At 33.9% G+C, this 25,528-nt stretch carries 24 protein-coding genes; 10 read left to right on the top strand and 14 right to left on the bottom strand.

Annotation, left to right across the window (positions count from 1 at the left end; genetic code table 11):
* Nucleotides 1-10: 10 nt before the first annotated feature.
* The 4 genes from ACQQ6V_RS10015 to ACQQ6V_RS10030 all read right to left on the bottom strand — a co-directional run bounded on the left by ACQQ6V_RS10015 (nucleotide 11) and on the right by ACQQ6V_RS10030 (nucleotide 3,889).
* Nucleotides 11-1,294 (bottom strand): hypothetical protein, encoded by a 1,284-nt coding sequence (locus ACQQ6V_RS10015; RefSeq protein WP_448845379.1) that lies wholly within the window; start codon nucleotides 1,292-1,294, stop codon nucleotides 11-13.
* A gap of 36 nt (nucleotides 1,295-1,330) precedes the next feature.
* Nucleotides 1,331-1,876, bottom strand: a complete 546-nt coding sequence (locus ACQQ6V_RS10020; RefSeq protein ID WP_448845380.1) for a YceI family protein — start codon at nucleotides 1,874-1,876, stop codon at nucleotides 1,331-1,333.
* A gap of 390 nt (nucleotides 1,877-2,266) precedes the next feature.
* The gene (locus ACQQ6V_RS10025) at nucleotides 2,267-3,079 is read right to left on the bottom strand and encodes a M48 family metallopeptidase (protein ID WP_448845381.1); all 813 of its coding nucleotides are present in this window, start codon (nucleotides 3,077-3,079) and stop codon (nucleotides 2,267-2,269) included.
* Between the two features lie 60 nt (nucleotides 3,080-3,139).
* Nucleotides 3,140-3,889, bottom strand: a complete 750-nt coding sequence (locus tag ACQQ6V_RS10030; protein ID WP_448845382.1) for an RDD family protein — start codon at nucleotides 3,887-3,889, stop codon at nucleotides 3,140-3,142.
* A gap of 23 nt (nucleotides 3,890-3,912) precedes the next feature.
* Here ACQQ6V_RS10030 and ACQQ6V_RS10035 point away from each other — a divergent pair, with 23 nt between their 5' ends.
* Genes ACQQ6V_RS10035 through ACQQ6V_RS10065 form a run of 7 tightly spaced genes read left to right on the top strand, consistent with a single transcriptional unit; the run spans nucleotide 3,913 to nucleotide 10,554 of the window.
* Nucleotides 3,913-4,917 (top strand): stage II sporulation protein M, encoded by a 1,005-nt coding sequence (locus ACQQ6V_RS10035; protein ID WP_448845383.1) that lies wholly within the window; start codon nucleotides 3,913-3,915, stop codon nucleotides 4,915-4,917.
* Nucleotides 4,874-5,833 (top strand): DUF4013 domain-containing protein, encoded by a 960-nt coding sequence (locus ACQQ6V_RS10040; RefSeq protein WP_448845384.1) that lies wholly within the window; start codon nucleotides 4,874-4,876, stop codon nucleotides 5,831-5,833. The genes ACQQ6V_RS10035 and ACQQ6V_RS10040 overlap by 44 nt, the downstream gene beginning before the upstream one ends.
* Nucleotides 5,826-6,608 (top strand): DUF4129 domain-containing protein, encoded by a 783-nt coding sequence (locus ACQQ6V_RS10045; RefSeq protein ID WP_448845385.1) that lies wholly within the window; start codon nucleotides 5,826-5,828, stop codon nucleotides 6,606-6,608. The genes ACQQ6V_RS10040 and ACQQ6V_RS10045 overlap by 8 nt, the downstream gene beginning before the upstream one ends.
* The gene (locus ACQQ6V_RS10050) at nucleotides 6,605-7,765 is read left to right on the top strand and encodes a DUF4350 family protein (RefSeq protein ID WP_448845386.1); all 1,161 of its coding nucleotides are present in this window, start codon (nucleotides 6,605-6,607) and stop codon (nucleotides 7,763-7,765) included. The genes ACQQ6V_RS10045 and ACQQ6V_RS10050 overlap by 4 nt, the downstream gene beginning before the upstream one ends.
* A gap of 10 nt (nucleotides 7,766-7,775) precedes the next feature.
* A complete protein-coding gene (locus ACQQ6V_RS10055) occupies nucleotides 7,776-8,771 on the top strand; it encodes an AAA family ATPase (RefSeq protein WP_448845387.1) in 996 nt (331 codons plus the stop codon).
* Between the two features lie 13 nt (nucleotides 8,772-8,784).
* Nucleotides 8,785-10,107: a DUF58 domain-containing protein gene (locus ACQQ6V_RS10060; RefSeq protein WP_448845388.1), complete on the top strand. Its 1,323-nt coding sequence runs from the start codon at nucleotides 8,785-8,787 to the stop codon at nucleotides 10,105-10,107.
* Between the two features lie 24 nt (nucleotides 10,108-10,131).
* Nucleotides 10,132-10,554 carry an OsmC family protein gene (locus tag ACQQ6V_RS10065; protein WP_448845389.1) on the top strand — a complete coding sequence of 141 codons (423 nt, stop codon included), beginning with the start codon at nucleotides 10,132-10,134 and terminating at the stop codon, nucleotides 10,552-10,554.
* A gap of 65 nt (nucleotides 10,555-10,619) precedes the next feature.
* Here ACQQ6V_RS10065 and ACQQ6V_RS10070 read toward each other — a convergent pair whose 3' ends face one another.
* Together ACQQ6V_RS10070 and rho are read right to left on the bottom strand one after the other, a co-directional pair.
* Entirely contained in the window at nucleotides 10,620-11,570 is a 951-nt protein-coding gene (locus ACQQ6V_RS10070; RefSeq protein ID WP_448845390.1) for an isopenicillin N synthase family dioxygenase, read from the bottom strand.
* Nucleotides 11,571-11,686: 116 nt separating this feature from the next.
* Nucleotides 11,687-13,465 (bottom strand): transcription termination factor Rho, encoded by a 1,779-nt coding sequence (gene rho, locus ACQQ6V_RS10075; protein ID WP_448845391.1) that lies wholly within the window; start codon nucleotides 13,463-13,465, stop codon nucleotides 11,687-11,689.
* Nucleotides 13,466-13,649: 184 nt separating this feature from the next.
* Here rho and ACQQ6V_RS10080 point away from each other — a divergent pair, with 184 nt between their 5' ends.
* Together ACQQ6V_RS10080 and ACQQ6V_RS10085 are read left to right on the top strand one after the other, a co-directional pair.
* Nucleotides 13,650-14,039 (top strand): DUF4293 family protein, encoded by a 390-nt coding sequence (locus ACQQ6V_RS10080; RefSeq protein WP_448845392.1) that lies wholly within the window; start codon nucleotides 13,650-13,652, stop codon nucleotides 14,037-14,039.
* A 104-nt stretch (nucleotides 14,040-14,143) separates the two neighbouring features.
* On the top strand, nucleotides 14,144-15,982 hold the full coding sequence (locus ACQQ6V_RS10085) for an ABC transporter ATP-binding protein (protein WP_448845393.1): 1,839 nt from the start codon (nucleotides 14,144-14,146) through the stop codon (nucleotides 15,980-15,982).
* 54 nt (nucleotides 15,983-16,036) lie between these two features.
* Here the strand turns inward: ACQQ6V_RS10085 and ACQQ6V_RS10090 are convergent, their stop codons facing one another.
* From ACQQ6V_RS10090 to ACQQ6V_RS10110, 5 genes are all read right to left on the bottom strand, one after another.
* On the bottom strand, nucleotides 16,037-16,543 hold the full coding sequence (locus ACQQ6V_RS10090) for a hypothetical protein (protein WP_448845394.1): 507 nt from the start codon (nucleotides 16,541-16,543) through the stop codon (nucleotides 16,037-16,039).
* Nucleotides 16,544-16,731: 188 nt separating this feature from the next.
* The gene (sufD, locus tag ACQQ6V_RS10095) at nucleotides 16,732-18,009 is read right to left on the bottom strand and encodes a Fe-S cluster assembly protein SufD (protein WP_448845395.1); all 1,278 of its coding nucleotides are present in this window, start codon (nucleotides 18,007-18,009) and stop codon (nucleotides 16,732-16,734) included.
* 60 nt (nucleotides 18,010-18,069) lie between these two features.
* On the bottom strand, nucleotides 18,070-18,813 hold the full coding sequence (gene sufC, locus ACQQ6V_RS10100; protein WP_448845396.1) for a Fe-S cluster assembly ATPase SufC: 744 nt from the start codon (nucleotides 18,811-18,813) through the stop codon (nucleotides 18,070-18,072).
* A 129-nt stretch (nucleotides 18,814-18,942) separates the two neighbouring features.
* Nucleotides 18,943-20,391, bottom strand: coding sequence for a Fe-S cluster assembly protein SufB (gene sufB / locus ACQQ6V_RS10105; RefSeq protein WP_448845397.1), 1,449 nt, complete (start codon nucleotides 20,389-20,391; stop codon nucleotides 18,943-18,945).
* 74 nt (nucleotides 20,392-20,465) lie between these two features.
* Nucleotides 20,466-20,795: a HesB/IscA family protein gene (locus ACQQ6V_RS10110; protein WP_448845398.1), complete on the bottom strand. Its 330-nt coding sequence runs from the start codon at nucleotides 20,793-20,795 to the stop codon at nucleotides 20,466-20,468.
* A 139-nt stretch (nucleotides 20,796-20,934) separates the two neighbouring features.
* On the opposite strand from ACQQ6V_RS10110, the gene ACQQ6V_RS10115 reads away from it, so the two are divergent.
* Nucleotides 20,935-21,750: a GLPGLI family protein gene (locus ACQQ6V_RS10115; protein WP_448845399.1), complete on the top strand. Its 816-nt coding sequence runs from the start codon at nucleotides 20,935-20,937 to the stop codon at nucleotides 21,748-21,750.
* Nucleotides 21,751-21,848: 98 nt separating this feature from the next.
* Here the strand turns inward: ACQQ6V_RS10115 and ACQQ6V_RS10120 are convergent, their stop codons facing one another.
* The 3 genes from ACQQ6V_RS10120 to ACQQ6V_RS10130 are packed head-to-tail and all read right to left on the bottom strand — an operon-like array spanning nucleotide 21,849 to nucleotide 25,272.
* Nucleotides 21,849-23,429 carry a DUF8458 domain-containing protein gene (locus ACQQ6V_RS10120; RefSeq protein WP_448845400.1) on the bottom strand — a complete coding sequence of 527 codons (1,581 nt, stop codon included), beginning with the start codon at nucleotides 23,427-23,429 and terminating at the stop codon, nucleotides 21,849-21,851.
* Nucleotides 23,429-23,995, bottom strand: coding sequence for an LptE family protein (lptE, locus tag ACQQ6V_RS10125; protein WP_448845401.1), 567 nt, complete (start codon nucleotides 23,993-23,995; stop codon nucleotides 23,429-23,431). The genes ACQQ6V_RS10120 and lptE overlap by 1 nt, the downstream gene beginning before the upstream one ends.
* Entirely contained in the window at nucleotides 23,995-25,272 is a 1,278-nt protein-coding gene (locus ACQQ6V_RS10130) for a sigma-54 interaction domain-containing protein (protein ID WP_448845402.1), read from the bottom strand. Before ACQQ6V_RS10130 ends, lptE begins: the two co-directional genes overlap by 1 nt.
* Nucleotides 25,273-25,528 lie beyond the last annotated feature (256 nt).

The raw sequence follows: 25,528 nt of genomic DNA on the forward strand, positions 1-25,528 counted from the left end.
AAAATATAAACTAGAAGGCAATTGCCGCTTCTAAAATATAGCCGTTAAATTTACCGCCGTACAACATACTAGCCTCTGGATATCCTTTATATTTTTGATTAACATACTCAATCTTTGCCAAGATATTTTTGGTCATAAACCAACCACCTCCAAAGTTGAATCTTGTCACATTAATATCATTTCCGCTGGCTTTAGGCGCTAATTTGCCATCTACTTTATTGTATTTTCCACCAATATAGAAATTATCATTATTGCCAAATCTATAAAGAACCTCAGCTGCATATTGATTAAATTTTCTATTAGTCTCTTCTGGGAAACTTCTACCAGAAGCATTCTCATAAGTTCCGAAGAATTCTAATCCTTTATATCTAACAAATGGATTAATCATAACCGCTGTTAGCTTATTAGCAAATCCAGGGATCACTTGTCCAGATCTGAAGTTACCAGAAGATGTTGCCGCAGCATTTTCCATCACATAATAATATCTAGCTCCCGCTCTATCACCATCATAGAAATCTGTACGTTGAGTCTGCGCTGTATGATACACAGATCCTGTAAGTCTCAATCTTAGATCATCAGAAACTTTTTTGTCATAGCCAATCTTAGCGTAAGTAGATGGGCTTGCAGCACCTGCTGTGGCATTCTGATTAAGCTTTCCGTTAGAGACACCAGCCATCCCAAACCAATCTTTTTGTCTATAATAAACTTCTAAAAATACCTGAGTAGAATAAGCATCTAGCAAAAGATTACCTACAAATGGATTGGTTATTGTGTAAGCATTATCACTTCTTCTGAAATGTGCATCACCATAATTAATCTCATCGTGACCAATCTTAATTGTTGCATGCTGCATGACATCTTTTAAGAAATCTTTTTTGATAAAATCTAACTTGTCAATCTGCAAATAACCACCTTTTACGTAAGCTTCGTTATGGTGACGAGAAGATAAGAATGTCCTTAAGTGCAAGTTAATTCCGTCGTACAAAGCGACATCAATATCCAAGTTAGCTGTTGCTAGGTTAAAGTTATTCCCGATTGGGTAAAGTGTTGTTGCAGCAACTGATTGATCTGCATCGCTAAAATGCTTAATCCCCTGAAACTGAAGTGCAAATGCACCACCAACTTTAACATGAAGATTCTCAAAGGTTGAAGTTGAATCTTTCACCGCTTCGAAGGCGTTGATAGATCTTTTATCTGTAGGATTATAATTATCTAATTGTTTTTTCTGTGCAATTGCTAAGGGACTTAATACTAAAGCGCCTAACAAGTAAGCTTTAATGGCATTTGATTTCATAGGTTTATTATTTTATTGGTTAAAATTTTTATTGAATTACTTAGCACTTACGTTGTAGCTAATAGTGATTTCGTCTCCTGACTTAATAGTTCCCATCATAACGCTTGGTGGCTTAATCCCGAAAGTTGTCATTTTCAATTTCACTTTTCCTGATAAAGTGTACGTTGCACCATTTTTTGCAACTGTTACAGGCAAGCTAATCTCTTTGGTAGAGTTGGCAATTGTCAACTTACCAGATACATTAGAAGTACCGCTTGCAGGTATAGAAACCGCATTGAAAGTAATATCAGGATATTTACTAGTATCTAGCGCTTTGTAAGCATTCTTGTCCAGAGAAGAATCTTTACTTTTAAGACTTGTAGCTTTTATGGTAAATACAACATTATCTATTTTATTACCATTAACCGTTCCTGTAAAAGCTGCTTCTTTAGAGGTCATATCCCAAGAATGAAGCGTAGAAGTACCATTAACGGTAACAGTAGACTGAGTTACACCAAGTTTTTGAGCATTGACACCAATTGTACTAATTGCTAAAACAAACAACGACATAAATAAATTAGACTTATTATTTATAATTTCCATATCCTTAATTTTTAATTGTTATTATTATATATTAATTATCTTTTCTGTGTTACAAATGTATATACAAATAAAATTTTAACATAATTAATACGCATGATAAAAATCTTAGCAATAAAAACAATTACGAATAAATTAAACAAAAAAGCATTTAATATTAAAATTCGCAACAAAACAAATCGAAACATTCAATCTAAAACACAAAAAACTAACAAGCGTTAGTTTAAATTTAATTTCAAAAAAATTCTGAGATTTTAGACTGATAAAATTCAGTCGCAAGTATGGTTTAATTTAGAAATAATTCAATATTTTAATTATTATAACAAAAAAAGTCCGGCAATAACCGAACTTTATGAAGAACACAATAATATGTGTTACTATTCTTTTATAAATCTATTTAGTAAGCTTTGCCTTGGGAAGCGCTACAACTCCTGGATCTTTCCAAAGTCCGTCTTTCTCTGCTTTTTTCTTTATAGCATCTGCTCTCTTGTTACTATCTGGATGAGAATTAAACATTTTCTGGAATCCACTTTGCTTATCTCCACCTTCTGATAATAGTGCAAGTTTTTTGAAGGCGGTATACGCTCCCACTACATCGTAACCATTAGCCTTCATAAAATCGTAAGAGTAAGTATCTGCCTCAGACTCTTGTTTTTTGCTGTGTGACGCATCAATCATTGCAGTAGCCATCTCTCCTAGCTGGCTATCATTAAGTGTGGCAACTGTTTTAGAACTTGCAGATGCTGCATCCATAGCAGCCGCTTTAAGATAAGCACTTTTTATAGCGTCTTTGGTATCTTCATTCTTAACATGCCCAATCTCATGTCCAATAATAGCCAACAATTCGTTATCCGTCATGATATCCATCAATGAAGAAAAAACTCTAACACTACCATCAGCACAAGCAAAGGCATTAATATCTTTTACATTATAAACTTTATAATTGAGATTAAGTCCATCCTGAGATTTATGTTTAGCGAATAATTTATTCAATCTAACAGTATAAGGATCTTTGGCACCAGCAACTGGATTATTCTTATCCATCCAATCTACACCTTCTTTAGCTAACTTAGCTGCATCGGCATTGGTAAATGTTAAAGCTTTCAAACCTTTACCTCCAATATCCATAGCTTTACCAAGGTTAATCTGAGCCTGAGAAAAATTGATAGCTCCTAGAATTGACATTGTAATTAAGTACTTTTTCATAATTTATATTTTTCTTTAAATTTAAAACAAAATAATAAATTTGAACAACAAGAAATTACATTAAACATCTTTCCCTGTATAATAATTATAATCTTTGATAACGATATTGACAAATTGAGAATCTGTATAATCTATATTTTTATCCAGTTTTATAGTTTCTTTAATCTTATGAGATAATTTTGAAATAATAGCGCCATCTCGGGCATTAATTGCACGTTGATAATTTTCTTTGATAATTCTCATATCATTATCGGACAACAACACAACTTGCGGAAAGACTGGAATATAATCTTCTTTTAACTCTTCTAAAATAGTGTGCGAAATATTAACTTTACTCTTTAAAGATATGACCGCTGTACCAGATGCAATACCGCCCAATCGCTGATTATTAGCACTGGCAATACTTGTAAGTAAGCCAACAGCGGCAAAATTGCTCCATATATCCACTAATCGAAACATCCATCTCATGAGATAATCGATAAAACTAGCTTGATAACCATCAATTTTGACCACTTTAATTTTCATTATTTTTTTTCCGAAAGTCTGTCCTTCCATCAAGCTTTCTAGTAATAATGTATAAAATATAACTGGAGAACTTACTATAATTACAAAAGCATAGATAGTCCAAGAGTCCCAATTCTGCGTAAATTGACCTATATCCATAAGCTTTATAAAAATGTAAAAAATAGTAGCTAGATATGCGACTTTAATAATCAAATCTATAATAAAAGCTACAAAACGCTCTCCAATCCCAGCTATTGTAAAATCTATATTGACATTTTGTGAGGTATTTATAGCAATCAAATTCATATTTTTTATATTTTAGCAAAACGATGAGAGAAGTCGCTTTTATAAAACAAAATAAAGAAAAATGGTTGGGAATAGAGCAGGTTATCCAAGGAAAAATTAAAAAAAATCCGGATGAGCTGTCCTCATTGTACATTAATCTCATTAATGATTTGTCATACGCACAAAGTTTTTATCCAAAAAGCAAGACAACGATTTATCTTAATTTTCTATCATCTCAGATCTACCAAAGAATCTATAAAACGAAAAGGGTTGAGGAGAATAGAATCAAGCATTTTTTTACTACAGATGTTCCTTTAACGATGTATCATTATCGAAGATATCTTTTGTACGCCTTTGTTTTTTTCTTTTTATTTACAGCCATTGGTGTTATTTCGGCACATTACGACAAGGATTTCGTACGTCTAATCCTTGGTGATGATTATGTTAATAGCACATTAGAAAACATAAAAAAAGGTGACCCAACGGCTGTATATGCTTCGGGATCTACCTTCGGGTCTACAGTTGCAATTACCTTTAATAACCTCATGGTAGGTGCAAAATTATATGTATACGGTGTTTTTGGCGGACTTGGCACTTTATATGCGCTCATGAGTAACTCTATTATGCTGGGATCTTTTCAGTATTTTTTTCACCAACAGAACGAATTATTAGATAGCGCAAAAGGCATCTGGCTACATGGGACATTTGAGATATTTTCTATGGTTGTAGAGGCTTGTGCTGGATTAATCTTAGGCGCTTCTATATTATTCCCGAAGACACTATCTAGACTTAATTCTCTTAAAATAGGATTTCAAAATAGCTTTAAAATCTACATCAGCACCGTTCCGTTTACTATTGCTGCTGGGATTATAGAAGGTTATATCACAAGACATGCGCAGACAATGCCTCTGATACTGAATATAATTATTATACTTTCTAGTTTATTTATTATTTGTTATTACTATATTGTTTACCCAAGAATTGTCTATAAAAAACACACATCTGATGCAATTTTACAAGGAGAGAAATTTTTCGTTTCTAATAAGTGATACATTTTCGTTTTTCAAAAATTACGGCAAAAATTATTTTAAAAATTATTTTGTTCTTAATAGCGTCTTATTACTAATAACAACTTTGGTATTTATAATAGGTTACAGAGAGATTTTCTTGCAACTTATGACTTCTGGTTCCGGTGGAGATTCTTTCTTTTTCGAGAGCTACTTTAACGAAAATTGGGCGCTATTATCAGTGACTACAATTCTATTATTTATTTTATTTCTGGCTTTATGTCTCGTGATGTACACCTTCCCTGTTTTTTATATGAAACGTGCAGCAGAGGGACAAACACAAATTAAAGCTGACGAAATTCTTTCTGATATCAAAAAAAATATAGGAAAATTCATTATCTACTTATTAGGATTAACCTTTATTCTTTTGCCTCTTTTTATAGTAGCAATGGTTATTTCTTCTTTTTTGATGATTATCATTATTGGATTCTTCTTGATGATATTATTAATGCCAGCCTTTATCAATATAATGTCTATGACGTTGTACGATTATCTCAATAGCAATCGAGGATTCTTCGGAGCATTAAGCTACTCTATGAGAACACAATTAGGCAATATGTTCGACACAAGAAAAGCCAAGTTTTGGAAATACTGGGGCTCTACAATCATCATGTACATTATAATCTATGCGATAAGTATGGTTTTTACAATGATCCCTTATTTCATACTTATGTTTGGACTATTTACTAATCCTAATCTAGACAACAACATAGATTCTGACTCTTTCTCAGGAAGCATGGGAGTATTGCTATTCGTTATATATGGGATCTCGATTTTATTATCTTCTATTTTATATAATCTACTTGCGGTAAATGCCGGATTAATGTACTACGATAGCAGATCTGACCTACACAGAAATGTAGAACTATCAGAAATTGACACAATTGGTAATGATTAACAATAAATTTTTCTTCATATTATCCCTAAGTATTTCTACATTGTCTTTTTCTCAGGAAACTGAAATTGATACTGTAGAAATCAATAATTATCAAGACAAAAAAAATTGGATTGCTACAGATTCTGTTTTAACAATAGACTATAAAACAGATAATGCAATCTATCCAAAAACTTTTGAATCTAAATTTAAATCAAAATACCAAACCAACGATTATAACTACGAACTTACAAAACCTAAAAAATCTTTGTGGGAAAAAATCATCAACAAGCTAGACGAAATATTATCAAAAATATTAGGCAAGACCGATCCTAACAAAGCCGTGAGCTACACAGCAAACATCTTGCGTACATTAGGAATAATCGTTATCGCTGTTGTATTATATTTTCTTATCAATTTCTTATTGGGCAAACAAGGCAATTTATTCTTCAGTAGAAAAAACCGAAAAGTAAAGATTAATGCAGAAGATCTAGACGAGAATATCCACGAGATTAATTTCCCAGATCGCATTACCCAACACGAAAACCAAGCAGAATATCGCCAAGCTATTCGGTATCATTTTTTATATTTATTAAAACAATTAACTGATAAAAAAATCATCGATTGGAATCCAGAAAAAACCAATAAAGATTATAGCCTAGAATTTAAAAACCAATCACAAAAGCAGGATTTTATAAAAATGGCTTACATCTACGATTATGTATGGTATGGAGAATTCTTCTTAGATGAGCTTAGTTATAATACGTTTAAAAACCAGTTTAAAGCCTATAAATTGTGAGTAAAACTTTCAAAATATACTTAGTATTATTCGTCATTATATTAATAGTGATGGGGCTTTTTCAGGTTAATAAAAAACCAATTTTAGATTGGAGAAAGAACTTTGATGTCGACAAAAAATCTCCTTTCGGGTTATTTATTTTCAGTCAAGAAGCCGCGGAGTTATTAGATAATAAACTAGACAAAATTTTTGTATCGCCTTACAAATACTATACTGACCATCCACAACAAGAGAGTCATAACATAATTATCATTGAAAAAAATTGGGATAGAGAATCTTGGACCAAAATTTTAACGCAAGTAAAAAATGGATCAGACGCTTTGATTTTCAGCACAAATTTGCCCAACAAAATGCAGGATTCTTTAAAATTCAGTACTGGGAATTTCTTTGGAAGCGACACTTATTATTCTCAATTAACGGATGTCAAATTTAAGAATGACAATATCTTATTAAACCGACTTCCTGATCACGTGACCTTTACCGATATAGACAAAAACCATGAGATTTTAGGATTTTCTAAAGTGAAACCAACAGAAAAACCTCATGCTAATTTTATCAAAATCAATTACGGAAAAGGACATCTTTTCTTACATTCAGAGCCATTAATAACAACTAATTATTACCTTCTTAAAGGCAATACAAAGTATATAGAAGACGTTTTCTCTTATTTACCTAAGCGCAAAACCATGTGGTTTATAGAAAAAGAAGAAAAAATATCATCATCTCCAATACGATTTATCTTAGATAATCCGCCGTTAAGATATGCTTGGTATCTATTAATAAGCGGATTATTGGTTTTTGTAATTTTTAATATTAAAAGAAAACAACGTATCGTCCCAATCATAGAACCGCTAAAAAATACGTCACTAGATTTTGTCAGAAGCATCGGGAATCTCTATCTCCAAGAAGGTGATTTCCATGATATGATGGCGAAGAAAGCGCAATATTTCCTGAATAAAGTAAGAATGGATTACTTAATTGACACCTCAAAATTAGATGATGATTTTATCACTAAACTTCATCATAAAACAGGCAAAAGTCAAGATCAAATAAAAGAAGCTATTGTATTAATTAAAAAGGCTCAAGATCCTTATGCTAATGTGATGAGCGACGATCTAGCTAAAATAAATACATTATTAGACCATATTTTAACATAACACAACAATTATGGAATATACAGAAGAAAATAACCAACCAGAATTTCAGTCACGCCTTGATATGACTGAGCTTCGTGCCAGCTTAGACAAAATAAAAAATGAGATTTCTAAAGTTATCGTTGGTCAGGATAATATGATAGAACATCTTCTCGCAGCTTTATTGTCTAACGGACACGTATTGATAGAAGGTGTGCCTGGTGTTGCCAAAACGATTACAGCAAAATTATTGGCTAAGACAATCTCTGTAGATTTTAGCAGAATACAATTTACGCCAGATCTTATGCCGTCTGATATTTTAGGAACTTCGGTTTTTAATGTGAAAGATGGTGATTTCAATTTTAAAAAAGGCCCAATTTTCTCTAATTTTATTTTAATTGATGAGATCAACCGTTCTCCCGCAAAGACGCAATCAGCCTTATTTGAAGTGATGGAAGAACGCCAAATTACAATGGATGGTACGCAGTATATTATGGAACAGCCTTTCTTGGTTATTGCCACACAAAACCCTATTGAGCATGAAGGAACTTATCGCCTGCCAGAAGCACAATTAGACCGTTTTCTATTTAAAATTGAAGTTAAATACCCTAACCTTAATCAAGAAATTGAAATCATCAAAAATCAACATCATAATAAATTGAATGATAAGACAGATGCCGTACAAGCAGTTGTTAGCGGCGATCAGCTTAAGCGCTATCAACAATTAGTTAGAGAGGTTATTGTTGAAGAAAACTTGTTAGAATATATTGCAAAAATTATCGTCAATACCAGAGAAAATCAATTTTTATATCTTGGCGCATCACCGAGAGCAAGCTTGGCTTTGTTAACGGCTAGCAAGGCTTTTGCCGCAATACGAGGACGAGATTTTGTAACGCCAGAAGATATCAAAGAAGCATCTTATGCTGTCTTAAGACATCGTGTAATTGTCTCTCCAGAACGAGAAATGGAAGGTCTTTCTGCCGACGAAATTATCCGTCAGATTTTAGAAAACATAGAAATTCCAAGATAAAACATTAGACTAAATGAAGCAATTACACCTCAATAACCGATTCTTTTTCTCACTTTTTGCAGTGGGAATCAGCTATGTTTTGGCATATTTCTTTCCGGTCATGATGTGGATTGCCAATGCACTTTTGGTTTTTATTTTATTATTGCTTGTTGCCGAAATTTTTGTTTTATTTCAAAATAAATCAGGCGTCAAAGCGCAAAGAATCTTACCCGAAAAACTATCCAACGGCGATGATAATCCAGTACAATTAGATATTAAAAATGAATACAGCTTTAATATCAAAACTAAAATTATCGACGAAATTCCGGTTCAGTTTCAAAAGCGAGATTTTTTGATTGACAGAACGATTAAGTCCAAAAAAAATATTTTACTACAATATATTCTTCAACCTAAAGAACGTGGAGAATACAGCTTCGGGAACCTCAATATCTACGTTAGTTCTCCCATTGCTTTTGCGTCCAGAAGATATACATTTCAGAAGGATGCAATATTGCCGAGTTATCCGTCTTTTGTCCATCTAAGAACTTATGAATTGATGGCAATAAAAAGCGATTTCTTACTTGGAGGCATCAAGAAAATTAGGAAATTAGGTCACACGATGGAGTTTGAGCAAATCCGAGAATATGTCCAAGGTGACGACATCCGTAGCATCAACTGGAAAGCCACTTCCAAGAGTAATCGCTTGATGATTAACCAATATCAAGACGAAAAATCACAACGCATCTATATGCTCATCGATAAAGGCAGAACGATGAAAATGCCCTTTAATGGCTTAAGTCTTCTGGATTATTCTATTAATGCAAGCATGGCACTGGCGCATATTATTCTGAAAAAAGGAGATCGCGCCGGAATGATGACTTTTTCTAAAAAAACCGAGAATAAAGTCGCTGCAGATAATAAATCAGGGCAGTTAAGAAAAATATCTGAGGCACTTTATAATATAAAAACTGACTTTTTCGAGAGCGATTATAACAGATTGTATCAGGATGTAAAATTCAATCTCAACCAAAGAAGTCTCATCTTGTTATTTACTAATTTTGAAACGTTGGATGGCTTAAACCGTCAAATTAAATATCTACGAGGTATTGCCAAAAACCACCTTTTAGTCGTTGTTTTCTTCAAAAATTCTGAAATACAAAACCTCATTCATACTAATCCAGAAAGCACACAGGATATCTACGATAAGATTATCGCGGAGAAATTTGAGTATGAAAAAAAGTTAATTACCCAAGAACTGAAAAAGTACGGTATTTATTCGCTTTATACCTTACCAGAAAATCTAAACATAGATGTCATCAATAAATATTTAGAGATTAAAGCGCGCGGAATTTTGTAAATTTATATTTTAAAAATCAATCTAATGAAAATAAACCTTAATAGAATTAACGACGATTATCTTTTTGAATGCACCAATCAAAATGGTCATTCGATTTTAATTGACAATACATCAAAAGAAAACCCGAAAGGCGTGTCACCAATGGAAACTGTATTAATGGCTGTTGCTGGTTGTAGCGGCATCGATATGATTTCTATCTTACAAAAACAACGTCAGACGGTAAGCGATTTTAAAGCTGAAGTAGAAGGTGATCGTGTGCAAGTAGATGAGGCAAAACCTTTTAAACATATTAAAGTTATCTTTAAACTAGAAGGAGAAATTGATCCTAAAAAAGCTCAAAAAGCGGCTGAATTATCTTTTGATAAATACTGTTCGGTTTCTAAAACTTTAGAACCTAATGTAGAAGTAAGTTATGAGGTTTTTGTCAACGGAGAAAAGGTGAATTAATCTTCTTCACCGAAATATTTAGATAAAGAAAAAAGTCAGCAATTATGCTGACTTTCTTTTTAGTTTTATTTTTTGATTAAGCCTAACTCAATCAATCGTTCTGTTAAAAACTCACCTGCTGTGATATCTTCAAAAGCTTTAGGATGATCTTCGTCAATCGTATTTTCTAAAACATCTAATGGCATTTCGCTAACTGGATGCATAAAAAACGGAATCGAAAAACGTGATGTTCCCCATAATTCTCTTGGCGGATTAACAACTTGGTGGATGGTAGATTTCAATTTGTTATTAGAATGTCTAGACAACATATCTCCTACATTAATCACCAACTCGTCATCTTGAGCAATCGCATCAATCCACTCGCCGTTGTGATTCTGTACTTGTAATCCTTTTCCTTGTGCACCCATTAACAAGGTAATCAAGTTGATATCACCATGTGCTGCAGCTCTCACTGCATCTTTTGGTTCATCTTGGATTGGCGGATAATGGATTGGTCTAAGGATAGAATTTCCATTTTTAGCATATTTATCAAAGTAGAACTCGTCTAATCCTAGATAAATCGCCAAAGCTCTCAATACATAAACACCCGTTTTTTCTAACATCTGATACGCCTCCTTTCCAACAGTGTTGAATTTCGGAAGCTCATCTACGATAACATTATCGGGATATTGTGCTTCTAACTTGGCATCATCTTCCACATATTGTCCGAAGTGCCAAAATTCTTTAAGATCGCCTGTAGTACGACCTTTTGCAGATTCTTTACCAAAAGAAACGTAACCACGTTGTCCACCGATACCGGGAATTTCGTATTTTGCTTTAGTTTCTAATGGAAGGGTGAAAAACTGTCGTACTTCTGAGTACAAATCCTCAACCAATTGGTCATCAAGAAAGTGACCTTTTAATGCTACGAAACCAATTTCTTCGTAGGCTTTTCCGATTTCATTTACAAATTTTTGTTTACGTACCGGGTCATCCGATAGGAAATCACGCAAGTCAACACTAGGAATGTTTTGCATTTTTGTAATTTTTTACGTTGGTAAAATTACGCATTTTTTTCAATTGAAACATTTTAATTTTAACCAAAAAAAACAGCCTCAATTTCTTGAGGCTGTTTATATTTTAAATTAAAATCTTACTTGTTCATTGACATTAAGAATTCTTCGTTGTTTCTTGTGGCTTTCATATGTTTCTGTACAAAATCCATTGCTTCCATAGGATTCATATCAGACAAATATTTTCTCATAATCCACATACGTTGCTGTGTAACTTCGTCTAGAAGCAAGTCGTCACGACGTGTGCTAGAAGCAATTAGATCTACCGCTGGATAGATACGCTTGTTAGCAATCTTACGATCCAATTGAAGCTCCATATTACCAGTTCCTTTAAATTCTTCGAAGATTACTTCGTCCATCTTAGAACCTGTGTCTATCAAAGCTGTAGCGATAATCGTTAAAGATCCACCGCCTTCTATCTTACGAGCTGCCCCGAAAAAACGCTTAGGCTTATGAAGTGCATTGGCATCTACACCACCAGAAAGGATTTTTCCAGATGCTGGCGTTACCGTATTATATGCTCTTGCCAAACGCGTGATAGAATCTAATAGAATAACCACATCGTGACCACATTCTACCATTCTTTGCGCTTTAGACAATACTAGATTAGCAACTTTTACGTGCTTATCTGCTGCTTCGTCAAAGGTAGAAGCAATAACTTCTGCATTAACACTGCGTTGCATATCGGTAACTTCTTCCGGACGCTCGTCTATCAAAAGAACCATCATATAAGCTTCTGGATGATTGGCAGATATTGCGTTGGCAATCTCTTTAAGCAAAATAGTTTTACCCGTTTTAGGCTGCGCAACAATCATTGCACGTTGCCCTTTACCAATTGGCGCAAAAAGATCAACGATTCTTGTTGATAACGTAGAGTTTCGTCCAGCTAAATTAAATTTCTCTTGCGGGAAAAGTGGTGTTAGATATTCGAAAGCTACTCTATCTTTTATAAATTCTAAATCTCTACCGTTAACCTCAGTTGGTTTCTGTAAAGAAAAATATTTTTCTCCTTCTTTTGGAAGACGTACAATTCCTTTTACGGTATCTCCTGTTTTTAATCCGTAGTTTCTAATCTGATTGGTAGAAACATATACATCATCTGGCGAAGAAATATAACTAAAATCCGAAGAACGTAAGAAACCATAGTTATCAGGTAAAATCTCTAAAACACCTTCTATCGTCACCAATCCATCGAAATTGAATTCTTTCTTAGCTGGTTCTTCTTGAGCGGCATTTTGCTCTTTATTCTGGTTAGGATTGTTATGATTCTGTTGGTTACCGCGATTCTGATTAGGATTATTGTGAGAATGTTGAGGATTATTCTTCTGCGGTCTTGGATTTTTGGGAGGATTGTTTTGTTGGTGAGTAGTCGTTGGTGGCAATTGTTGCTCTTCTACTTTAGCACCTTCCTCTTTTTCTTTTGCTGCTTGCTCTGGATCAGATTGTGAGTCCATTGCTTTCGGCGCTCGCTTTCTAGGTTGTCTTGTTGTAGCAGGCTTGTTCTCGGTAGTTTTTTGCTCAACTGCTGGCACTTCGACAGTTGCTGCTACAGGCTCTATTGGCTTTTCAACAGATAATTCTTCTGTATTAGTTACAGGCTTAGCTTTTGGTTTCCTACCTGGTTTTTTAGGAATAGCTGGTTCTGTATTCTGATCTACTTTGGGTTCTTCTGCATTCATAGGGCTTTTGTTAGCTTCCAGATACTCTTTGATTTCTGACGCATGGGTTGATTGATAATCCAAAATCGCAAAAACAGTGTCTTCGTGACTTGGTTTTCTTCCAATTTTAACACCTAAATCTTTAGAAATTTGAGCCAACTCCTCTTGGGACTTTGACTTCAGCGTATCAATGTTAAACATAAATGTTGTAAAAAATTGTATTATAAAGCTTTGTAAGTAAGAAAGTTAAACCAGGCGGTTTTTCCTTTACTGGATGTTTACCATGCAAATCTACATTAATTTTTGAAAAATGCAAAAATTATTTTACTTTTGCAAATATATTATGTAATGATAAGCTTAAAATAAAGCCTAAACACGTTATTAAATGATACAAAGAATACAGACTATAATGATTTTTTTCGCAGTAATTGCCGCTGTTTTCCTTTTTACAACAGCACAAGACGTTATTATTGTAGAGAATTTCCCAATTATTAATATTGCTTGTATCATATTAGTATTAATTGGTTTATTAAGTGTTTTTAGTTATAAAAATAGAAAAAGACAAATCTTGCTGAACAATATCAGCATTATTATAAACGCTTTGTTGATTGGTATATTGACGTATTGGTTACTAAAATTATCCGGAGGAATTGATTTTCCTGAGAAGGGTATTGAGCCGATTTTCCCTCTTCTTGCGATTGTATTTCTGCTTATGGGCAATTTATACATCCGTAGAGATGAGAGGCTCGTAAAATCTGTAGACCGACTTCGATAAACCTTACAATGATTTTTTTTGAGTTAAGAGCAGCTTCTTTTTATTAAGAAGCTGTTTTTTTGTTATGCTTAATGCATTACATTTGTAGCTTAATTTAATTTAAAATGAATCAATATCGTCGAATTCTAAAATTTGCGGCGCCGCATCAAAAATATATCTACGCTAGTTTATTTTTCAATATTCTTTATTCTTTATTTCAGATTGCTTCATTAGGAACCATACTACCCGTTTTAGGAATGTTATTTGGGACCATAAAAATGGAAGAAACTCTTGTAAAACCAGTTTATGATGGACATATCTCGGATTACTTTAGTTATTTAAAAGAATATTCTTATTACTATATCCAACATGAAGTCCAAGAAAATGGAGCTCTTAATGTTTTATTTTGGTTATGTATCATCACAGCATTTATGTTTTTATTGAGAAATATCTTCCGTTATCTCGGTGCTTTTACGTTGATATTTTATCGTGTAGGCGTTACGAAAGACTTACGAAGTGCGATGTATAATAAAGTATTAGCATTACCGGTATCTTTTTTCACAGAACAAAGAAAGGGCGATATGATGTCCAGAATGTCCAATGACGTTGGCGAGGTAGAAAATAATATATTAGGTAGCTTAGTGGATCTTATCAACTCGCCTTTTATGCTTATCAGTACTTTGGTAACACTTTTTTATCTAAGTCCGCAATTAACATTGTTTAGTTTAATTGTATTACCAATCATGGGAACTTTAATTTCTTTAATCGGAAAAAGCTTGAAAAAAGACTCTCACGCTGCTCAAAATGAATTAGGAAATATATTCTCTATTGTAGATGAAACTCTAAAGTCTACCAAAATTATTAAAATCTTTAATGCCGATAAATTATTGAGCAACAGATTCAGTAATTCTATGACAAAATGGATTAGTAACTCTGTAAGCCTTGGCAGAAAAAAAGAACTTGCCTCCCCAACCAGTGAATTCTTAGGTGCATTAACCTTCTTAATTATTACTTGGTACGGTGGTAAAGAGATCATTGTTAATAAAAGTATCAGCCCAGAAGATTTCTTGGTTTTCTTAGGTATTTTCTTCCAGATTTTACCTCCTATCAAAAGTCTTTCTTCATCCATCTCTAACGTACAAAAAGGAGAAGCATCTTTAGTTAGAGTGATGGAAATATTAGATGCCGATGTTAAAGTAGACGAAATCCCAAATCCTATTGCTATTAGTGATTTACAAAGTAGTATTATTTTTAAAAATGTAGGCTTTTATTACAATCAAGACCGTACGATTCTAAAGAACTTTAACCTTGAGATTAAAAAAGGACAAACTATTGCCTTAGTTGGACAAAGTGGAAGCGGTAAAACAACCATCGCCAATTTACTAACCCGATTTTACGACGTAACAGAAGGTATTATAGAAATTGATGGCGAAAATATTAAAAACCTTAACCTCAAAGATTACCGTTCTCTATTAGGTATGGTTACCCAAGAGTCTGTTCTTTTCAACGATTCTGTATATAATAATATCGCGATGGGAAAAGAAAATGCCACACGCGAAGAAATTATAGAAGCCGCAAAAATAGCCAATGCACACACCTTTATAGAAAGCCTACCGCAAGGTTATGATACTAATATTGGTGATGATGGTGGCAAGTTATCTGGTGGACAAAAACAGAGAGTTTCTATTGCGCGAGCTGTACTAAAAAATCCTCCAATTATGATTTTGGACGAGGCAACATCTGCACTAGATACGGAGTCAGAACGTTTTGTACAAGATGCGCTAGAAAAGATGATGAAAAACCGAACATCTTTGGTTATCGCTCACAGATTATCAACCATCCAAAAAGCAGATCACATTGTTGTCATGGAGCGTGGCGAAATTGTTGAGCAAGGTAGCCACCAACAATTAATGGAAAACAATAATGTCTATAGAAAGTTAGTAGAATTACAAAACTTCGAGTAAAGATTAGCATAGAAAAGAGCGAGATTATCGCTCTTTTTTCTTTTATAGCTTTAATTAAATATTTTCTATCAGTTGCAGAACTTGTTGCTTTTGTGTAGCATATTTTAGTTGAAGATCCGATCCAACTCCCATTCTATCATAATAAATCAGTGCTTTCTCTCCAAAGAACTTTTTATGGTAATTGCTAACATCTGGGATCTGCGGAAAATGGGTATGAAACAGCATCTCATAATAGGCTTGCCATTCTCTTTCGTTTTTATCTGTTATCATAATTTTAGATGATTTTTGTCTGACGTGTAACATCTCATGCGCCAGCATATTCAGCACAAGATTAAGATCAAAATCAAATAAATTCTTAGGAATCATAACCATCTGACGTTCTCCTAAATCACCATTAGCCGTTAACAGTATAGAGTTTTTTTCTAGCTCATCCCGAAAGCCAAATCCTTCTAAATTATCATCTTCTAAGCCAAATTCTCGAATGATGAATTGTGCCAAATCTAAGATCTGATTATTTTCTTTATAAGCATTAATATTAAAGAGCAATTGGTCGTAGGTCATCGTTTGTAATTTGTAATCTAAAATAAAAAAAATCCTGAAACTCAATAAAGAATTTCAGGATTAAATTATATATTATGTGGGTTGCGCCCCGGCTTGAGCGGAAATCCTTTTTTTAATAGTCCAAACGGAGTGAAGGACTGTTATAAAAAGATTGGGAGCGGAAGACGGATAAAGGCGCCCAAATAATTCTAAAGAACCATGTCTACGCCTAATTTCTCAGCTAATAGGGTTGATATTTTTACTTTTAGAGGTTCTATATCGATATTCTGCATCGCATCATTCGCAAAGGCATATAACAATAAGGCTTGTGCTTCTTTCTTAGAAATTCCGCGTGCTCTTAGATAAAATAAAGCTTCGTCATTAAGCTGCCCAACGGTACATCCGTGAGAACACTTTACATCATCTGCAAAAATCTCTAACTGTGGCTTAGTGTCTATGCTAGCGCCTTCTGACAACAATACGTTGTTATTCTGCTGATAAGCATTGGTTTTCTGTGCGATTTTATCTACGAAAACTTTTCCGTTGAACACGCCATGCGACTTATCACTGAAAATCCCTTTGTAGTTTTGATAAGATTGACAATTAGGCGTCTTGTGATGTACCGCCGTATGATGATCCACCAGCTGATCGCCGCCAATAATGGTAATACCGTTCATAAAGGAATTGATGTTCTCTCCATTGTGGATAAAATCCAGGTTATTTCTTACCAGTTTTCCGCCAAAAGTAAATGTATTAACGGTTGCCAAACTATCTCTTTCTTGCTTTGCAAAAGTACTGTCTACCAAATAAGTCGCTTCAGAATCATTTTGTAATTTGTGCCAATCTGCTTTTGCATTAGGATAGGCATAAATCTCAGTAACAGAGTTGGTAAATGTATAAGAAGCATCTAAGTTATGATGGCTTTCTATAACTTCTACTTTAGAACCTGTTTCTGCAATAAGAAGGTTTCTGGTATTGTAAATTGTGTTGTCTTGCTGACCTTGAGACAAGTAAAAAACATGAATTGGTTTTTCTACCACCACATTTTTAGGAACGTGTAAAAAGAATCCGTCGTTAACAAAGGCTCTGTTGAGCTGAACAAAAGCAGTATCTCCAGAAATCTGAGAGAAGTACTTTTTCTCTAACGCCGCATAATCTGCATTACCCAACACTTTGGTTAATGGCTGAAAATCTACCTCTGTATTGGTTAGCTTAGAAAGTTCTGCACGGTAAGTCCCATTAACAAAAACAATCCAGTCAAAGTTTTCTTCGCCCAAGTGTAGCTCAGCAAGCTTTTCGGCGGTGATGTTATGCGATTGCTTAGCTGTAAAATTGTAATCTTTCTTTACAATTTCTGCCAAGTTGGTATATTTATATTCCTCGTCTTTTTTGGTAGGAAATCCTTGTGCTAAAAACGATGTTAAAGCTTCTGATTGCGCACCCGAAAGTGAAGATTGTTGTTGTTTTATTTGATCAAATAAAGCCATTACTAATAATTAAAGTTAAGGTTAAAGAGTCTAAAGTTTTTATTACTATAAAACTTCAACCTAATTAAGAAGCCAATCGTATCCTCTATCTTCTAATTCTAAAGCTAAAGATTTGTCTCCTGTTTTGATAATTTTTCCGTCTGCTAAAACATGTACATAATCTGGCTGGATATAATTAAGCAATCTCTGGTAATGCGTAATTAAAAGAACTGCATTGCCTTCGTTTCTGAACTTGTTAACACCATCTGCAACAATTCTAAGAGCATCGATATCTAATCCAGAATCGGTCTCATCCAAGATTGCTAACTTAGGATTAAGCATCATCATCTGGAAAATTTCGTTTCTTTTTTTCTCACCTCCTGAGAAACCTTCGTTAAGAGAACGAGATAAGAAATCTTTTTTGATTTCTAGTAATTCTGATTTTTCACGGATTAGCGCCAGCATCTCTTTAGCCGACATCTCTGATAATCCATTAGCTTTTCTGGTCTCGTTAAGTGCAGCCTTTATAAAGTTAGTCACAGAAACACCTGGTATCTCTACCGGATATTGGAACGATAAGAAAATACCCTTATGTGCTCTTTCTTCTGGTGCGTCTTCGTTGATGTTCTCTCCTTGAAAAAGGATTTCGCCGTCTGTTACTTCGTAGTCTTCTTTCCCTGCAATTACAGAAGAAAGTGTAGATTTCCCAGCACCGTTAGGCCCCATGATTGCATGAACTTCGCCTGGTTTTATTTCGAGATTAATTCCTTTTAAAATTTCTGCGCCATCTTCAATTTTGGCGTGTAAGTTTTTAATATTAAGCATTATATATGTTTAAAACTTTATAATTTATTGTTTATTATTTTCGGCAAAGAAATCTCTAAAAGCTAGATTCTTGATGCCACTTTGTATCGTTCTGAATGACAAAATATAGTCAATCGAATCCAAAGTTTTTTATCCTACAGAACCTTCCAAAGAAATCTCTAATAATTTCTGAGCTTCGATGGCAAATTCCATTGGTAATTTATTAAGAACTTCTTTACTGAAGCCGTTCACGATTAAGGCAATTGCTCTCTCGGTATCTATACCTCTTTGGTTACAGTAGAAAATCTGATCTTCACCAATTTTAGAAGTCGTTGCCTCGTGCTCCAACTGTGCGGTTGGATCTTTGATTTCTATATAAGGAAAAGTGTGTGCACCACATTCATTCCCCATCAATAAAGAATCACATTGAGAAAAGTTTCTTGCGCCTTTTGCAGTCGGCATTACTTTGACCAAACCTCTATAAGAGTTTTGAGATTTACCAGCAGAGATACCTTTAGATATAATTGTTGATCTTGTATTTTTGCCAATATGCACCATCTTAGTGCCTGTATCAGCATATTGATGGTTATTGGTTACTGCGATAGAATAAAACTCTCCAACAGAATTATCACCTTTCAAGATGCAAGATGGATACTTCCAAGTTACTGCAGATCCTGTCTCTACCTGAGTCCAAGATATTTTGGCATTTTTCTCACAAATACCTCTTTTGGTCACAAAATTGAAAACCCCTCCTTTACCTTCTTCATTTCCTGGATACCAGTTCTGTACGGTAGAATATTTAATCTCCGCATCGTCCATTGCAATTAATTCTACAACAGCGGCGTGCAATTGATTTTCGTCTCTTGATGGAGCTGTACAGCCTTCTAAATAAGAAACATAACTTCCTTCGTCAGCAACTAATAAGGTTCTCTCAAACTGTCCTGTGCCTGCTTGATTGATACGGAAATAAGTTGACAATTCCATCGGGCATCTTACGCCTTTTGGGATGTAACAAAAACTTCCATCAGAAAAAACGGCAGAGTTAAGCGCTGCATAAAAGTTATCTCCTCTAGGGACAACTTTACCCAAATATTTTTTAACTAAATCTGGATATTCTTTAATCGCTTCTGAGATAGAACAAAAGATAATTCCTTTTTCCATCAAGGTTTCTCTGAAAGTAGTTTTTACAGAAACAGAATCCATCACAATATCAACAGCAACACCAGAGAGACGTTTTTGCTCTTCTATGTTGATGCCAAGCTTAGCAAAGGTTTTCAGTAATTCTGGATCTACCTCATCTAAGCTAGATAGCTCTGGCTTAACTTTGGGAGCTGCGTAATAACGTATAGCCTGAAAATCTGGTTTTTCATATTTGATATTAGCCCAAGAAGGCTCTTCCATTTTCAACCAAATTCTGTATGACTCTAATCGCCATTCCGTCATCCATTCGGGCTCTTCTTTTTTAGCAGAAATAGCACGTACGATATCTTCGTTAAGTCCTATTGGGAAATCTTCGTAATCGATTTTGGTCTCCCAACCAAACTCATATTTTTTATTTTCTAAATCGACTCTTAGGTCGTCTTCTGTATATTTTGACATTTAAAAAGATTTTAGATTTTAGATTTTAGATTTTGGATGATTTTCATACCTTAAGTCTATCTTCTATTCTCTAATTATAAACTAAAACTTTCTCCACAACCGCAAGTTCTAGATGCGTTGGGATTGTTGAAAATAAATCCTTTCCCGTTAAGCCCGCCAGAATATTCTAATACGGTGCCTGCTAAATAAAGGATAGATTTTTTATCAATGATGATTTTCACATCATTGTCTTCAAAAACCTGATCGGCCTCTGATACTGCGTTATCAAACTTTAGGACGTACTCTAAGCCAGAACATCCTCCGCTCTTTACGCCAACTCTTATATAATCTGTCACAGGGTTAAAGCCTTCTTCTGTCATTAATTGTGCAGCTTTTGCTTTTGCCTGATCACTAACTTTTACCATTGTTTTTATTTAGACTGATTTTTTATTGTGCAAAAATACGAACTAATTTCCGCAATCTCAAATTGATAGATTCTATTTTAATGATTTTAATATTTAACTTCACTAATAAAACAAAATCTAAGATCTAAATTTCTACAACATGAAAAAACTAGCTTTAGCTACAGCATTGATTATATCACAATTAATCTTCTCGCAGGTGACACGATTTGTCTATCAAGTTTCTCAATCTCCTGACTCTACAAAATTGGATGATAAAAAAATAGAATCTGCCTATCTTGATGTAGACGGACAAAAATCTATTTTCTACTCTGAAAACCGTATAAAACGGGACTCTATAATGGAGAGGATGCGTACTACGAGAAGTTTTGACCGTACACAGTTACAAGAATTGAGATCCAATATTAACTATGTTATAGAAAAAGATATTGCCAATCAAAGTCTATTGTATAAAGATAGAATTGGTCGAGATCAATATTCTTATAACGAGAAGCCAAATTTTTCTTGGAAAATATTACCTGAAACCATAAAAATTGGCGATTACAATACCCAAAAAGCAGAAACACAATATGGAGGAAGAACTTGGTATGCTTGGTTTACACAAGATGTACCTTTGCAAGATGGCCCTTATAAATTCTCTGGACTTCCTGGATTAATCGTTAAGGCTGAAGATTCTAAAGGACAATACAGCTTTGATCTAATGCAGACCAAAAAAGTCGCTGCCTTACAAGAATTACAAAATAGAGGACAAATGATTAATTTGACTAAAGAGAAATATACAGATCTCAACAAAAAATTCCGAAAAGATCCATCCAGCTTTATTAATTTTACTGGTGGACCAATTTCTGGTGGACCGCGAGCAAGCTTCCAGATGGATCCTAAGCAAATACAAGAAGTGCAAAAGCGAATGGAAGCAGAAATAAAAAGCCAAAATAATCCTATCGAACTTTACAAATAACTAAATCGAATTATACGCAATAAAAAAATGCTGTCAGTTGACAGCATTTTTTATTGCGTATAAACCCAAAAATTAACTCAATTATTAATTAATATCCGTTAAAAAGGTTTTCTTATATCTTTAATCTCTTCTATTCTTGCCAAGAAGTGTTTCTTCTTGTCTGGATGTTTGGTAATTAAAATCTCAAATGCTTTGATGGCTTTTGTATAAAGTCGTTGCTCTAAATAAAGGTTAGCCAACGTCTCGGTCATCAGGTGAGAGATATCTTCTTTCTTTTCCTTTATAACAAAATTAACTTCGTCTTTTAATTGAGAAATTTTTGGTTGGTTTTCTATAAACTGTTCAATTACTCTATTTTTCTGAATTTCCTTTTCTGTTTCTTTATCAGTATCATCAGAACGGTCAATTTTCAGCCAACTTTGCCAAGTGTTGATAAACTTACCTACGTTACTTGCAGGTATTGTTTTCTCTTCTTTAACAATAGTTTTTTCTGTAGTGGGCTTTGGCTTATTGTTTTCTGAAATGATGGATAATTCGTCTGAGAAAAAAGAAGCATTTATTATTGGGCGAGATGCTTCTTGCGTAATTTCTACAGGACCTTCTTGCGATGATTCTTCTACATTAAGCTCTTCCGTTTTGTTATCTACAAGATTTTCTTCTTCAACGACAATATTTTCTGCAATATTAGTTTCTTCTACTGGAGTATCAACAATAGACTTTCCAATTAAAGCATCAGGAAGGTTATTATCAAATTGCATAGGTTGCCAAACTTTCTGGCTAGACAACTCCACAGCAGCTTGTTTTTGTTCTAAGTCTTGAGCAGTTTCTTCATTTTTAGATTCTAAACCTAAATTGTCTTTAGATTCTAAAACCGGAATAGCTGGTTCTGTTACAATAGTCTCATCAACAGATTGTTCTTCTATTGTATCATCCAACTTAGCTGTGTTAATTGTATCTTCTTTAGTTTGATCAAATTTTGGAGGATTAAGAAAAGTACTGTGATTTTTTGGAACAGAAAATTTTACATTTGGAAGGAAATCATCTATCGCATCAAAGCTTATAGCTTCTTCTATTGCTTGTGATTGTACTTCTATATTATCCTCTAAAACTACTTGCTCTTCTTGATCTGCTATTACTTCCGTAGTTTCTTCATCATCATTGCTAATAATCAATTCTGGTTCTTCAACAACCAATTCTTCTACGACTTCAATAGTTTCTTCTTTAGAGATTTCTTCGCTTATAAGCTCTTCTGCAAGCTCTTCTACGACTGGTAAATCCAAGGATACCTTATCCAAAACTACTTCCTCTTCATCATTCTTTTTAGCTTCAGTATTGATAATTGGAGTTTCTTCAACTTTAGCAGCTTCAACAATTTTAGTATCAGATTGAAGTTCTGCAGATTTTTGATCAGAAGACTCCTTAATTTTCTCAACAGATTTTTGAAAGCTTTTTTGATTAACAAATTGATATAAAATCTTTTTGTCGGTTGTATAAGCTGCCGTTTTTGTTAAAATTTCTTTATAACGATTTGGCTGATATTGGTTGATACCATATAAATAAAGCGCTCTTATGTTCTGAATATAAGGATATTGCTGAATTTGACCTTCCAAAAGAGTCAAATCCTGTGACGTAATAAGTTTTGGCTGTTGCAACAGCTCAATAATTCTAGTATTCATCATTACCAATCTGCTACTATATCATTAAAAATTTTATTAATAATCCTATCTGTCGCTATTTTTGCCTGTGTTACATCTATTTGATTTAGATCTAAGTCACTATTAAAAACGGCTTCATCTGTGTAAGTCCTATCAAAACTTTTGTGCTCATCATTCGGCACATGATTTTCATAATGAACTTTTACTGTAATGGTCAATTTATTCTGAGCAGCTTGTATGACATTTTGCGTACTATTACTAGTCACTGGAGAAGAAATAGTTGTAGGTGTAACTGTATAGCTCACAATCTCACCTTCTATTAACAAATCTGGCTTTTCTACAGCACCTTTTAGGCTAGTTCTCAAAAACTTATTCTGTAAAGCTACTGTAAAATCCTGACTAAGATTAGGATTATTATTGGCTGCATTATTAGGAAATGTCTTAATCATTATCGTCTTAGTCTCTGGACTTAATGATGATCCTGTAAATGAATATACCGAGCAACTTGCCAAGCTCAGCAAGATGAAAAGAGAAGCTATAAAACCTATTAGCTTCTTTCGGTAAAATATATTAAATGATTTAATTTGCATTAATCCTCTAGATTATATTGTTTAATTTTTCTGTATAAAGTTCTCTGAGAGATCCCCAATTCGTCAGCGGCTTTATTTCTTCTTCCACGGTGTTTTTCTAAAGCTTTTATGATAAGATCTTTCTCATTATTTTGCAATGACAGAGATTCTGGCGTAGCTTCTTCAATTTCTATATCTTCTATATTATCGTCCTCATTATAGGTAGAATCTACAAAAGTGGGCGCTACATTTTGGTTAGCGTTTTCAAAATAGAGTAAAGAATTAGGACTTGCCGTAACCGGTGCCTCTGGGGTATAAATTCTATTAATCAGATTTTTTTCTTGATGACTAAGATCATTATTACCCTTACTTTTTATTAACTCCGAAGTTAAGGATTTTAAATCATTAATATCATTTCTCATATCAAAAAGCACTTTGTACATAATCTCTCTTTCTGACCCGAAATCTCCTTGAGAAGATGATTTATTCTGGTTGGTTACAGCAGGAAGATGTGCTTCCATTGGGATATATTCTGATAACTTTTCTGCGGTAATATTTCGGTTTCTTTCTACTACAGTTAATTGTTCTACTAGATTTCTTAACTGACGAACATTACCCGGAAACGAATAATTTTCTAAATAATTAACAGCACCAGCTTCTAACTCCAACTCTGGCATTCTGTATTTTTCTGCAAAATCTATAGCAAATTTTCTAAATAATAAATGAATATCGCCCTTGCGCTCTCTCAACGCTGGCATATCAATCTGAACCGTGTTAAGTCGATAGTATAAATCTTCTCTAAAACGTCCATCATGGATGGCATTCATCATATTAACATTGGTTGCAGCAACAATTCTCACATTAGTTTTTTGGATTTGAGAAGATCCTACTTTCATAAACTCGCCACTTTCTAACACACGCAGCAATCTAACCTGAGTCTGCAAGGGCAACTCACCTACCTCATCCAAGAAAATAGTGCCACCATCGGCAACTTCAAAATAGCCTTTTCTGGTACTTGTTGCGCCTGTAAATGCGCCTTTCTCGTGTCCAAACAACTCAGAATCTATCGTGCCTTCTGGGATTGCACCACAGTTAACAACGATATAAGGTTGATGTTTTCTTCGGGATTCTGAGTGGATAATTTTCGGGATAAATTCTTTCCCAACACCACTTTCACCCATTACCAATACAGAAATGTCGGTAGGTGCCACTTGGATAGATTTTTCTAAAGCACGATTAAGAGCGGGATAATTCCCGATGATAGCAAAACGGTTTTTTATATTTTGTAGTTCGTTCATTTTAAATAAGATTAAGTGATTTCAGATTTTACAACATCTGATATAATTATTAAGAGTTTAGTTTCAAACGCTTAATTCCAAATAATCTTTATTTCTAATTTTCGATATTTTATACTTTATGAATAATGCTGAATTTAAATATTTTAAATCAAAATTTCTCTCGAAAGCAAAAACTTTCAAAGTGTGCAAATCCTCTGATGGAATAACCTTACAGTTAAATAAATTATCTTGTTTAAACTTGAATAAACTGTTAGAA

The sequence above is a fragment of the Chryseobacterium electrogenes genome, from assembly GCF_053553015.1.